Origin of the sequence: Streptomyces sp. Y1 (assembly GCF_041053115.1) — a bacterium.
GTDB lineage: Bacteria > Actinomycetota > Actinomycetes > Streptomycetales > Streptomycetaceae > Kitasatospora > Kitasatospora rubellomurina.
In genome coordinates this window covers 2,149,633-2,161,970 of the sequence record NZ_CP163445.1, presented here as the reverse complement: position 1 = coordinate 2,161,970, position 12,338 = coordinate 2,149,633, and the positions used below count along the sequence as shown (strand labels likewise).

The 12,338-nt window shown below is 70.7% G+C and carries 12 protein-coding genes and 1 pseudogene; 6 read left to right on the top strand and 7 right to left on the bottom strand.

Annotated features, from left to right (window positions below; all coding sequences use genetic code 11):
• Window positions 1-451: 451 nt before the first annotated feature.
• Together AB2U05_RS09070 and AB2U05_RS09065 are read right to left on the bottom strand one after the other, a co-directional pair.
• A complete protein-coding gene (locus AB2U05_RS09070; protein ID WP_369182965.1) occupies window positions 452-1,012 on the bottom strand; it encodes a hypothetical protein in 561 nt (186 codons plus the stop codon).
• A 16-nt stretch (window positions 1,013-1,028) separates the two neighbouring features.
• Window positions 1,029-1,445, bottom strand: a complete 417-nt coding sequence (locus tag AB2U05_RS09065; RefSeq protein WP_045702735.1) for an ATP-binding protein — start codon at window positions 1,443-1,445, stop codon at window positions 1,029-1,031.
• 179 nt (window positions 1,446-1,624) lie between these two features.
• Between AB2U05_RS09065 and AB2U05_RS09060 the strand changes: the two are divergent.
• Together AB2U05_RS09060 and AB2U05_RS09055 are read left to right on the top strand one after the other, a co-directional pair.
• Window positions 1,625-1,843: pseudogene (locus AB2U05_RS09060) on the top strand (helix-turn-helix domain-containing protein); the annotation flags it as partial.
• Window positions 1,844-2,053: 210 nt separating this feature from the next.
• On the top strand, window positions 2,054-2,962 hold the full coding sequence (locus AB2U05_RS09055) for a hypothetical protein (RefSeq protein ID WP_244179002.1): 909 nt from the start codon (window positions 2,054-2,056) through the stop codon (window positions 2,960-2,962).
• Here AB2U05_RS09055 and AB2U05_RS09050 read toward each other — a convergent pair.
• The 5 genes from AB2U05_RS09050 to AB2U05_RS09030 all read right to left on the bottom strand — a co-directional run bounded on the left by AB2U05_RS09050 (window position 2,939) and on the right by AB2U05_RS09030 (window position 6,926).
• Entirely contained in the window at window positions 2,939-3,571 is a 633-nt protein-coding gene (locus tag AB2U05_RS09050; RefSeq protein ID WP_045702739.1) for an HAD family phosphatase, read from the bottom strand. The genes AB2U05_RS09055 and AB2U05_RS09050 overlap by 24 nt on opposite strands.
• A 104-nt stretch (window positions 3,572-3,675) precedes the next feature.
• On the bottom strand, window positions 3,676-4,080 hold the full coding sequence (gene msrB, locus AB2U05_RS09045) for a peptide-methionine (R)-S-oxide reductase MsrB (RefSeq protein ID WP_045702740.1): 405 nt from the start codon (window positions 4,078-4,080) through the stop codon (window positions 3,676-3,678).
• Window positions 4,081-4,110: 30 nt separating this feature from the next.
• Window positions 4,111-5,493, bottom strand: coding sequence for a UDP-N-acetylmuramate--L-alanine ligase (gene murC / locus AB2U05_RS09040; RefSeq protein WP_107073143.1), 1,383 nt, complete (start codon window positions 5,491-5,493; stop codon window positions 4,111-4,113).
• Window positions 5,494-5,621: 128 nt separating this feature from the next.
• Complete coding sequence (locus tag AB2U05_RS09035) at window positions 5,622-6,083, bottom strand: indole-3-glycerol phosphate synthase (protein WP_107073142.1); 462 nt, start codon at window positions 6,081-6,083, stop codon at window positions 5,622-5,624.
• A gap of 57 nt (window positions 6,084-6,140) precedes the next feature.
• A complete protein-coding gene (locus AB2U05_RS09030; protein ID WP_369182964.1) occupies window positions 6,141-6,926 on the bottom strand; it encodes a pyrimidine reductase family protein in 786 nt (261 codons plus the stop codon).
• Between the two features lie 146 nt (window positions 6,927-7,072).
• Between AB2U05_RS09030 and zapE the strand changes: the two genes are divergently transcribed.
• The 4 genes from zapE to AB2U05_RS09010 all read left to right on the top strand — a co-directional run bounded on the left by zapE (window position 7,073) and on the right by AB2U05_RS09010 (window position 12,270).
• Entirely contained in the window at window positions 7,073-8,128 is a 1,056-nt protein-coding gene (gene zapE, locus AB2U05_RS09025; RefSeq protein WP_244179005.1) for a cell division protein ZapE, read from the top strand.
• Window positions 8,129-8,164: 36 nt separating this feature from the next.
• On the top strand, window positions 8,165-10,255 hold the full coding sequence (uvrB, locus tag AB2U05_RS09020; protein ID WP_045702748.1) for an excinuclease ABC subunit UvrB: 2,091 nt from the start codon (window positions 8,165-8,167) through the stop codon (window positions 10,253-10,255).
• Window positions 10,256-10,518: 263 nt separating this feature from the next.
• Window positions 10,519-11,097, top strand: a complete 579-nt coding sequence (locus AB2U05_RS09015) for a TerD family protein (RefSeq protein WP_045702750.1) — start codon at window positions 10,519-10,521, stop codon at window positions 11,095-11,097.
• Between the two features lie 192 nt (window positions 11,098-11,289).
• Window positions 11,290-12,270, top strand: coding sequence for a TerC family protein (locus AB2U05_RS09010; protein ID WP_369182963.1), 981 nt, complete (start codon window positions 11,290-11,292; stop codon window positions 12,268-12,270).
• Window positions 12,271-12,338: the final 68 nt, after the last annotated feature.

Below are 12,338 nucleotides of genomic sequence, written 5' to 3'. Positions count from 1 at the left end.
CCCACCCACCCACCCACCCGGGGAGCATTCATAGGTGGCAAGCTCGGTGGGATTGGGTAGCGGAAAAATGAACCTTGAGAACGCGTCGGGCGGCCCGGCCGATTCGGCCGGGCCGCCCGAAACAGTGGGAATAAATAGCAATCCGGCGGCCCGGTGCAAGCGCTCGGGCCCGCCAAGGCACTGCGTGCCCCGCCCACCGACTCTCATCGGAAACGCACAGCTCCGGCGGCCCCGGCCATGGCTGGCCGGGGCCGCCGGGAGCGAGGAGAAACCTCCCCATTGCACTCTTCTGCGCAGGAAGTCGATCTGGTCGACTTCCTGCGCAGAATGAGGATGGGCTGTGGCGTTGGTGATTGATGTTGGATTAATGAAGTTAATTACCGCTGCCCGCCGGAGGATTCCGGCGGGCAGCGGTATAACGACTCTTTCAGCAGAGTCGCGGGGCCCACTTCTAGGCTTGCGCCGCGCGGGTGGCGTGGGTGCGGCAGCGGGTGAGGGCGTTGCGGAGGCGGATGTCGGGGTTGGGGGTGGTGGTGAGGAGTTCGCCGGCCTGGATGAGGGTGGTCCAGTAGCGGGTGGGGTCGCCGGTGGTGGGGAGGGGCTTGGTGGCGGTGAGGGAGAGGTAGGCGGCGGTGAGGTTGCCGGTGGTGAACCAGCGGGCGAGGCCGTGCTGGTGGCCGGCGCGGATGCCGCCGAGAGCGTCGATGGCGGTGAGGAAGAGGTCGACGACGGCGAGTTCGTGGGGGGTGAGGGTCTTGGGGATGTCGAAGACGCCGAGGGCTTCGAGGAGTTCGCCGGTGTCGGCCTCGGAGTTGGGTCGGGGGTTGGCGAGGAGGGCGTCGTAGCAGTCGTCGAGGCGGCGGTTCACCTCGGCGGCCGGGATCGCGAGGGCGGTGCAGACGGCGCGGGCGGAGCGCAGGGGTTCGCGGGTGCGGCGGGCGAGGGTGGCGTAGGCCTGGGCGGGGGTGTGGCCGGTGTCGAAGAGGTGGCGGGCGGCGAGGGCGAGTCGCATGGGTGGGGTGCCCTGTTCAGGCGGCGGGGGCGATGAGGGCCCAGACGAACTTGCCGATCCCGCCCGCGCGCGGGCAGCAGCCCCAGCGTTCGGCGAGCTCATTGACGAGGTGGAGGCCGCGTCCGCGCTCGTCGGTGAGGGTGGGCGGTCGGAGGGTGGGGCGGCCGGTTCCGGCGTCGTGGACCTCGATACGGAGGAGGCCGTTGGTGACGGCGAAGCGGATCTCGATGAGGCGGTCGTCAGGGGCGTCGGAGTGCTGGGCGGCGTTGGTGAAGAGTTCGCCGAGGAGGAGTTCGGCGATCTCGGAGTAGAGGGAGCCGGTGGGCAGGCCGGCGAGGTAGGCGCGCAGGAGGCGGCGGGCGTGGGGCGTCGCGTCCGTGTCGGACGCGAGGCGGGTGACGAACGCGCGGGGGTGGCAGCAGGTTTTGAGCATGGCGAGGTACCTCGGGAGGGGAAGGAACGGGGGGCTGTCCCTGCCTCACGCTGACGTGAATCAGGCGGGCGTGGGCAGGCAGCTGCGCGCCGGGGTCAACGCTCCTGCTCCTGGTGACCAGACGGCGACAACTGCGATCTGTACGGAATCGATCACACACCGCCAGCGCCCTGGCGACAATGCTGTGGCGCGATCCAGAAGCGATCCCATCTCCGAGGAGCGCCTTGATGCCCGATCAACTGCGCCACGATATGAGGCAAGCCCGCCGTGCTTCCGGCATGGGCTGGGCCGAGTTCGCTCGTGCGAGCGGGTTCGGCGTGGCGTACCTGCGCAACGTCGAGAACGGCAACCGCCGGGTGACCGAGTCGGTGGCCAACGCCTACGACAGGGTCCTCGAGACGGGCGGAAGCTTCGCCGCTGCTCTTGCCGATGCCGCGCCTGTGGACGCTTCTTGGAACCAGGCCGGGGCGACTCTGGCGGTTCTTACGAGCCTGATGGAGGGAAGACGAGTGGATCGCCGAGGGTTCCTCGCTGCCGGCGTCGCCCTGTCGGCGTCAACGAACAATTGGGTCACGGCCATCGGGCGCACCCTCCTGGAGCCACGGGCCATGCCTGTGGACCACTCCTCCCTGCTGGAGGGTCTGGAGGGCCGGCTCCAACTCCTGCGCCACGTGGACGACGAACTCGGCAGCGGCGAGGTCTTCACGGCTGCGCGCAGTGACCTCGCCTTGGCGGTAGCGGCGATCAAGTCCCGTCGCTACAGGGGCGATCAGCTGTCGCGCCTGTACGCGATCACCACCGAGGCCGCCCGCCAGGTCGGCTGGGCGGCCTTCGACCAGGGCCGCGTCGGCCTCGCCCAGTCCTACTTCGACGCCTCCTTGCGGGCCTCCGCCGAGTGCGGCGATGTGGTCGCGGGTGCCTACACGCTGTCCTTCGCCGCCATCCAGTGCTACTCCTCCCCGGGCCTGGCCGGTCGGGCGGTGTCGTTCGTGGACGCGGCCCGGACCCAAGTGCGCGGTCGGAGCACCCCGCGGATGGAGGCGATGCTGGCCGCCCGCGCGGCCCGCGCGTGGTCGAAGGATGGGGCGAAGGAGGAGGCGAGGCACCAACTCCACCTGGCGCACGCCGCGTTGGACAAGGGGCGGCGTGAGGACGACCCCGGCTTCCTTTACTGGGTGGACTACGGCGAGATCGAGATGATCGCCGGCTCCTCCGCCCTGGAGCTGGGGGACCCTACCGAGGCCCTGCGCCGGTTCGAGGCCGGCATGCAGGCGTATCCGGGTGACGAGCAGTACCCCCGCAGCCACGCCATCTACCTCGCCCGCGCCGCGGAGGCGCACCTCGCGCTGCACGACTTGGACGCCGCTGTGGCCACCGGCCGACACGCGGCAGCCTGCCTCGGCTCGGTCGACTCCGCGCGCTCCGCGTCCCAACTGCGGGGCCTGCGCGAGAAACTGGCCCCACACGCCGCCCACGCAGGGGTCCGCGACTTCCTAGAGGCCGGGCAGGCGCAGTAGCTCGCGCAGCCGCCGTACGACCACGTCCTCGTCCAGCCCGAGTACCGGGGTGAAGCCGAGCCGCTGGGCGGCGACGAGGTTGTCCTCGCTGTCGTCCACGAACAGGCACTCCTCGGCGCTGACGCCCAGGCAGTCCAGTACGACCTGAAATGCCTCTGGTTCGGGCTTGCGGACACCGTGTTCCGCCGACAGCACCACCGCGTCGAAGGTGTTGTCCAGGTCGAAGCCGGCGTACGGGTCGTAGGGCTGCCGGCCGAGGCTGTTGGACAGCACCGCAGTCCGCACCCCCGCCGCGCGAGCCTGCCGCGCGACCTGGAGGACCGGGTACGCCGGGAAAGCGTCGTGGAGGTACCTGGCCAGCAGGTTGTCCGACTTCACTCCCATCAGGGCCGCGAACCCGGCGTTCCAGTCCTCCTGGCTGATCCGGCCGAGTTCAAGGCGCCTGAACAGGTCCTGTCCGCGAGGGTCCGACCAGGCGCGCAGGAACGTCCCCGGGGCGATCCGCTCCCGGTTCTCGAACCATGTGATGACCTCCACCATGTTCGACGTCAGGACGCCGAAGAAGTCGAAGACCACCGCACGAAACGAACTCGCTGCCGCCCGATCCATCCGCACAGCGTACGGGGAACCCACCGTTGGCCGACACCCGGCGACACGCGTGAGGGCGGGGCCGTGGTGGTGTCCACGGCCCCGCCCTCGAAGGATGCGGGGTGCTACTCCGCCGGCTTCAGCGTCAGCGAGATGCTGTTGATGCAGTAGCGCTGGTCGGTCGGGGTGCCGTAGCCCTCGCCCTCGAAGACGTGGCCGAGGTGGCCGCCGCAGGTGGCGCAGCGGACCTCGACGCGGCGCATGCCGAGGGAGGTGTCCTCGATGTACTGGACGCGGTCCTCGGCGAGCGGCGCGTAGTAGGACGGCCAGCCGCAGTGGCTGTCGAACTTGGTCTCGGAGCTGAACAGTTCGGCCCCGCAGGCGCGGCAGCTGTAGACGCCGACGGTCTTGGTGTCGGTGTACTCGCCGACGAAGGGGCGCTCGGTGCCGGCCTCGCGGAGCACGTGGTACTCCTCGGGGCTGAGCTGGGCGCGCCACTCGGCTTCGGACTTCTGGATCTCGTAGCTCATCACGGCTCCCGACGCGATAGGCGCGATAGGTCAGACGTTGGAGGCAACGTTGGCCAGGTGCCGCAGAATTTCCGGCCCCAGGTTGGTGACGTCCCCCGCGCCCATGGTGAGCAGCAGGTCGCCGGGGCGGGCCAGCCCGGCGAGCAGGGCGGGGGCGGCGGCGAAGTCGTGCTCGGCGGTGACGTCGGCGCCGGCCCGGCGGGCGGCGTCGATGATCAGCTCGCTGGTCACGCCCGGGATCGGGTCCTCGCGGGCCGGGTAGATGTCGAGCACCACCGAGGTGTCGGCGAGCGCGAGGGCGGCGCCCATCTCCTCGGCGAGCTGCTGGGTGCGGCTGAACAGGTGCGGCTGGAAGACGACCAGGACGCGGCCCTCGGTGGCCTCGCGGATGGCCTCCAGGTCGGCGGTCATCTCGGTGGGGTGGTGGGCGTAGGAGTCGATCACCTGGACGCCGCCCGCCTCGCCCTTGAGCTGCAGGCGGCGGCGCACGCCGGTGTAGGCGCCGAGCGCCTTGGCGAGGTCGGCGGCGGGGACGCCGAGCGCGACGCCGGCGGCGAGCGCGGCCACCGCGTTGTGGGCGTAGTGCCGGCCGGGCACCGAGACGGTGAAGGTCAGCTCGGCGCCGTCGAGCAGCACGGTGACCTCGCTGGTCATGCCGTGGGCGACCACCGACAGGACGCGCAGGTCGGCGTCCTCGGCGGCGCCGACCGTCACCACGTTCAGGCCCTCGCGGCCGGCCACCCGGGCGGTGAGCTCGCGGGCGCCGTCGTGGTCGGCGGAGACCACCAGGGTGCCGCCGGGGACGATCCGGCCGACGAAGGTCTCGAAGGACTCGTAGATCTCGTCGATCGAGGCGTAGTTGGCGTGGTGGTCCAGTTCCACGTTGAGCACGATCGCCACCTCGGGCGCGTACTTGTGGAAGCTGCGGTCGCTCTCGTCGGCCTCGGCGACGAAGATCTCGCCGGCGCCGTGGTGGGCGTTGGAGCCGGGCGCGTCGAGGTCGCCGCCGATGGCGTAGGACGGGTCCAGGCCCAGCTCGCCGAGGGCGACGGCGAGCATGCTGGTGGTGGTGGTCTTGCCGTGGGTGCCGGCGACGGCGAGCGCCCGGCGGCCGCCCATCAGCGCGGCGAGCGCGTCGGAGCGGTGCACCACCGGGATGCCGCGCTCGCGGGCGGCGGCCAGCTCGGGGTTGTCGGTGCGGATCGCGCTGGAGACGACGATGCTGCTGGCGCCGTCCGGCACGTGCTCGGCGGCGTGGCCGACGTGCACGGTGGCGCCCAGCGCCCGCAGCGCGAGGACGGTCTCGGACTCCTTGGAGTCGCTGCCGGAGACGCTGGCGCCGCGCACCGCGAGGATCTTCGCCAGGCCGGACATCCCGGCGCCGCCGATACCGATGAAGTGCGGGGCGTGCAGGTCGTGCGCGGCGTCGTTCAAGGCGGGGCTCCGTACGGGCGGGGGCTGGCTGGGGGCGGGGCGGGCCGGACGCGAATCGTCCTCGCGGGCCGGCCGCAAGGACGATTCTGCACCACCGGCGCGCGGAGTCAGGAGTCGCTGGCGAACAGCCGCAGCACCGGGACCCCCACCTTGTGCCGGGCCTGGGAGGCCCAGTCGCGGTGGAAGAACTCCTCGACGAAGTGCGGTGAGGTGAGCACCACCACCTCGTCCGCCTCCTGCTGCCGGACCACCTCGCGCAGCCGGTCCAGCGGCTTCTCCTCCACCAGCTCGCCGACCGCCTCGGCCCCGGCCGCGCGCAGGTGGCGCAGGCTGTGCTCCAGCGACTCGGTGGCCACGGTCGGGCCGGTCTCGGACTCGTCGTGCTCGTGCACCACCTTGTCCAGGTGGCCGAGGGCGACGTCGTCGAGCGCCCGCAGCAGCTCGTCCTGCTTGCCGCGCGGCTGCATCAGGACGACGAAGGACACCTTCTCGTCGCTGTGGAGCGTGGTGACCAGCTCCACGTCCGCGTCGGAGAGAGCCTTCTCGATCATCAGTACCGTCTTGAACACGTGAGTCCCTTCCAGTGGCCGGCCCCCGGGCCCCGGCATCGCATAACGGGATCACGATCAGGGGGTCACGGGGTCATCCGAACCCAGGTGACGCAGGTAGCGGGTGAAGAGGAATCCTTTCTGCTCGATCAATGAGACCAGCCGCATCCGCTGCACGTCAGGCATTTGCGCATGGTGGACGATCCGCGGCGCGTCGCCGCCCGTGATCAGCGGGGCCAGCGACAGGCACAGCTCGTCCAGCAGGTCCATCGTCGCCAGCTGCCCCAGCAGCCGCGGACCGCCCTCGCACAGCAGCCGCGTCCAGCCGCGCTCCGCGAGCGCCGCCACGCCCGTCCGCAGGTCCACCGAGCCGAGGCCGGCGAGCACCAGGTCCGCGACCTCGGCGACGGCCCGGCGGCGCTCCTCGGGGGCGTCCTCGGTGGTGATGACCACCGTCCTGACCAGCGGCTCCGTGAACAGCGGCGCGCCCAGGTCGAGGTCCAGCGACCGGGTCACGATCGCGATCGCCGGGGCCGGGGCCTGCCCGGCCGCGGCCCGCGCCGCCGCGAACTCGGCCCGCGCCCGGGCCGGCCGGTAGCCCTCGACCCGGACCGTCTCGGCGCCCACCAGCACCACGTCCGAGAGCGCGCGCAGCACGCCGAAGATCCGCTTGTCGGCGTCGCCGGACAGGCCCTCGGACACGCCGTCGAGCTTCGCCGCGCCGTCCAGCCCGGTCACCATGTTGGCGCGCAGCCAGGGGCGGCCCCGATTCACCTGGTCGGGGTACGCGTAGAGGGCGGCCAGCGCCTCCAGGGAGGACGGATCGGCGACGGGCCCGTCGAGCGGGTTGATCAGCAGGTGCATGTCCTCAGTCTTCCACCGTGGGCCGTTCGGGGGTCGTTCGTGGGCCGTTCGAGGGGAGTCCGGAGGCCGTTCGGAGGGCGGGGGGACCAGGCGTACCCTCTACTGATGTGTCCGCAGCTCCCCGCCCCGCCACCGCGACCGAGACCATAGCCGTTCCCGGCCAGGCCGGCGCCCCGATCGCGCTCGCCTCCCGCCGCCCGGTGGTGCCCGCCGAGCGCCTGGTCGCCGAGATGGTCCCGCCGCCGCGCTTCTCCCAGGTCAGCTTCGGGACGTACCTCCCGGACCAGAGCCAGCCCAGCCAGTACGAGGCCGTCCAGGTCCTGGAGCAGTTCGCGACCACGCTCGGACGAGGAAATGGGGGAGGAAACGGTTCTGCGCCCAAGCGCAGCTGGTTCCGCCGCAGCGCCCCCGCGCCCACCGGCCCGGCCGGCGTCTACCTCGACGGCGGCTACGGCGTCGGCAAGACCCACCTGCTCGCCTCGCTCTGGCACGCCGCCCCCGGCCCGAAGGCCTTCGGCACCTTCGTCGAGCTGACCAACCTGGTCGGCGCGCTCGGCTTCCAGCAGGCCGTCCAGACCCTCTCCGGGCACACCCTGCTCTGCATCGACGAGTTCGAGCTCGACGACCCGGGCGACACCGTCCTGGTCTCCACCCTGCTCGGCCGCCTGGTCGACAACGGCGTCAAGCTCTGCGCCACCTCCAACACGCTCCCGGAGAAGCTCGGCGAGGGCCGCTTCGCCGCCGCCGACTTCCTGCGCGAGATCCAGGGCCTGTCCGCCCACTTCCGCCCGATGCGCATCGACGGCCAGGACTACCGCCACCGCGGCCTGCCCGACGCCCCGCCGCCGTACCCCGACGACACCGTCGAGGCCGTCGCCGGCCGCACCCCGGGCGCCTCCCTGGACGACTTCGACGCCCTGCTCGCCCACCTCTCCGCCGTCCACCCCAGCCGCTACGGCGCGCTGCTGGACGACGTCACCGCCGTCTGCCTGCGCGGCGTCCGCCAGGTCGACGACCAGTCCACCGCCCTGCGCCTGGTCGTCCTCGCCGACCGCATGTACGACCGCGAACTCCCCATCACCGCCTCCGGCCTCCCCTTCGACCAGGTCTTCCCCGAGGAGATGCTCCGCGGCGGCTACCGCAAGAAGTACCTCCGCGCCATCTCCCGCCTGGTCGCCCTGGCCCGGGACAGCGCGAAGTAGGCCACGTCTGTCAGTGGTGGGTCGTACGGTGGACTCGTGCGTCCCATCACGAGTATTGAGCGGTCCGTGGCGCCTTTCGAGGTCGTCAGCCCCTTCCAGCCGAACGGCGACCAGCCGGCGGCGATCGCCGAGCTGGAGCGGCGGGTCAGGGGCGGGGAGAAGGACGTCGTGCTGCTCGGTGCCACCGGTACCGGCAAGTCGGCGACCACGGCCTGGATGATCGAGAAGCTGCAGCGGCCCACCCTGGTGATGGCGCCGAACAAGACGCTGGCCGCGCAGCTGGCGAACGAGTTCCGCGAGCTGCTGCCGAACAACGCGGTCGAGTACTTCGTCTCGTACTACGACTACTACCAGCCCGAGGCGTACGTCCCGCAGACGGACACCTACATCGAGAAGGACTCCTCGATCAACGAGGAGGTCGAGCGGCTGCGGCACTCGGCCACCAACTCGCTGCTCACCCGCCGCGACGTGGTCGTGGTCGCGTCCGTCTCCTGCATCTACGGCCTCGGCACCCCGCAGGAGTACGTGGACCGGATGGTCCCGCTGAAGGTCGGCCAGGAGATCGACCGCGACGTGCTGCTGCGCCGCTTCGTCGACATCCAGTACGCGCGCAACGACGTGGCCTTCAGCCGCGGCACCTTCCGGGTGCGCGGCGACACCATCGAGATCTTCCCGGTGTACGAGGAGCTCGCCGTCCGGATCGAGATGTTCGGCGACGAGATCGAGGCGCTGTACACCCTGCATCCGCTCACCGGCGAGATCATCAGCCAGGACGAGCAGATCTACGTCTTCCCCGCCTCGCACTACGTGGCCGGCCCCGAGCGCATGGAGCGCGCGATCACCGGCATCGAGCAGGAGCTGGAGCAGACGCTCGCCAAGCTGGAGAAGCAGGGCAAGCTGCTGGAGGCCCAGCGGCTGCGCATGCGCACCACCTACGACATCGAGATGCTGCGCCAGATCGGCACCTGCTCGGGCGTCGAGAACTACTCGATGCACTTCGACGGCCGCGAGCCCGGCTCCCCGCCGAACACGCTGCTCGACTACTTCCCGGAGGACTTCCTCCTGGTCATCGACGAGTCGCACGTCACCGTCCCGCAGATCGGCGCGATGTACGAGGGCGACGCCTCGCGCAAGCGCACGCTGGTCGAGCACGGCTTCCGGCTGCCGTCCGCGATGGACAACCGCCCGCTGAAGTGGGAGGAGTTCCTGGGGCGGATCGGCCAGACGGTGTACCTGTCCGCGACGCCGGGCCCGTACGAGCTGTCGCGCGGCGACGGCCAGGTCGAGCAGATCATCCGCCCGACCGGCCTGATCGACCCCGAGGTGATCGTCAAGCCGACCGAGGGCCAGATCGACGACCTGGTGCACGAGGTCCGCAAGCGGGTCGAGCGGGACGAGCGCGTGCTGGTCACCACGCTGACCAAGAAGATGGCCGAGGACCTCACCGACTACATGCTCGGCCTGGACATCCGGGTCCGGTACCTGCACAGCGACGTGGACACCCTGCGCCGCGTCGAGCTGCTGCGCGAGCTGCGCGCGGGCCGGTTCGACGTGCTGGTCGGCATCAACCTGCTGCGCGAGGGCCTGGACCTGCCCGAGGTGTCGCTGGTGGCGATCCTGGACGCGGACAAGGAGGGCTTCCTGCGCTCCGGCACGTCCCTCATCCAGACGATCGGCCGCGCGGCCCGCAACGTCTCCGGCCAGGTGCACATGTACGCGGACCGGATCACCCCGTCGATGGAGAAGGCGATCGACGAGACCAACCGCCGCCGGGCCGTGCAGCAGGCCTACAACAAGGAGCACGGGATCGACCCGCAGCCGCTGCGGAAGAAGATCGGCGACATCCTGGACACCCTCGCCCGCGAGGACGTGGACACCGACGAACTGCTCTCCACCGGCTACCGCGGCTCCGGCAAGGCCAAGGCCCCGGTGCCGATGCTCGGCGCGGAGCGCAAGCCGGCCAAGTCGCTGCCGGCCGCCGAACTGGCCGAGCTCATCCAGGAGATGACCGACCGGATGCACACGGCCGCCGCCGACCTGCAGTTCGAGGTCGCGGCGCGGCTGCGCGACGAGGTGAAGGAGCTGAAGAAGGAGCTGCGCCAGATGCGCGAGGCCGGGGTGGCGTAGCGGCCGCCGAGCGGCGGCGGGGCACCGCGGGGCTTGGCCGGAATGGCACCGGTCAAGCCCGGCGGTGTCTCAGCCTTGCCACAAACGGGGAAACGCAGAGGAGGAGACGGGGCCGCAGGCCCTAGGCTGGCCTGCGGCATCACGCTCTCGGGACGGAGCGGCGAGCCGTGGTAGCGGGGGCCTCAGCCGGGGGACGGCAACGGGGTGTTCCATCGTGGCGCCGGGCGGGCTCGACCGCGCGGCCGTGCAGAGAGGACAACGCCGTGTCGGTGAACCTGGCCAAGGGCCAACGGGTCAGCCTCCGGAAGGGGCCGGGCGGCTCCCTGACCGTGGTCCGGATGGGCCTCGGCTGGCAGGCCGCGCCCAAGCGGGGCCTGTTCGGCAGCCGCGCCCGGAAGGTCGACCTGGACGCCTCGGCGTTGCTGTACGCCGAGAAGACGCCGTCCGACGTGGTGTTCTTCCAGCACCTGGAGTCGACGGACGGCTCCGTCCGGCACACCGGGGACAACCTGGAGGGCGGCTCCGGCGCCGAGGACGACGAGGCGATCCTGGTCGACCTGCTGCACGTGCCGGCGCACATCACCCAGGTGGTGTTCACCGTCAGCTCGTACACCGGGCAGACCTTCGCCGAGGTGCGCCTGGCGCACTGCCGGCTGGTGGACGAGACGACGGGCCTGGAGCTCGCCCGGTACGAGCTGGCGGGCGGCGGGCCGCACACCGGGCAGATCATGGCCAAGGTGTACCGGGACGGCGAGGGCGGCTGGGAGATGCAGGCGATCGGCGCACCGGCCAAGGGGCGGACCTTCCAGGACCTGCTGCCGGCCATCGAGCCGTTCCTCTAGCCCGCCCCTTTACCTTCTTTACCTTCCCTTGCCGCTCCTGTTACCCTCGACGGTAGCGGAGGGGAGTATTCCTCGACAGCCGACCCCGTCATCACGGGTGCCCGTCGCGGCACCCCGGGGCGCTGGCCCGATGGGCGGAAGAGACCTCCGGCAGTGACGACCCGTCTCGCCCAGCTGCCGGAGGAGCAGTAAATGGACGTTTCCGTAACCATGTGGGCCACCACGATCGGTGTGCTGATCGCACTCGTCGTGGCGGACTTCTTCATCGGAGGGCGCAAGCCGCACGAGGTCTCGATCAAGGAGGCCGGCATCTGGACGGCCGTCTGGGTCGTGCTCGCGCTGATCTTCGGCGGCTTCCTCTGGTGGCACTCCGGCGCCCAGCCGGCCGGCGAGTTCTTCGCCGGGTACATCACCGAGAAGTCGCTCAGCGTCGACAACCTCTTCGTGTTCATCCTGATCATGGGCAAGTTCGCGGTGCCCAGGATCTACCAGCAGCGCGTGCTGATGTTCGGCGTGATCATCGCCCTGGTGCTGCGCGCGGCGTTCATCGCCGGCGGCGCGGCCCTGGTCTCCGAGTTCTCCTGGGTGTTCTTCGTCTTCGGCGCCTTCCTGATCTGGACGGCCTGGAAGCTGATCAAGGAGGCCCGGGCCGACGAGGGGGACGAGGAGTTCGAGGAGAACCGCCTGCTCAAGTCGATCACCCGGCGCTTCCCCGCCACCGAGGACTACCGCGGCACCAAGCTGCTCGTCCGCGAGCACGGCCGCCGGCTGATCACCCCGATGCTGATCGTCATGCTCGCGATCGGCACCACGGACGTCCTGTTCGCCCTGGACTCGATCCCGGCCATCTTCGGCCTCACCCAGGACCCGTACATCGTCTTCACGGCGAACGCCTTCGCCCTGATGGGCCTGCGCCAGCTCTACTTCCTGATCGGCGGCCTGCTGAAGAAGCTGGTCCACCTCAGCTACGGCCTGTCGGTGATCCTCGGCTTCATCGGCGTGAAGCTGGTCCTCCATGCCGCCCACGAGGCGGGCGCCAATGTCCCGGAGATCGGCATCCCGCTCTCGCTGGCCTTCATCGTGGTGGTGCTGGCCGTCACCACCTTCACCAGCCTGCGGGCCTCGAAGAAGGCCGCCGAGGCCGAGCGCGAGCCGCAGAAGCTCGACGCCTGACCGGAGTCGAACGCATGAGAGCCCCGCCGCCGGATCGATCCGGCGGCGGGGCTATCTGCATTATGCAG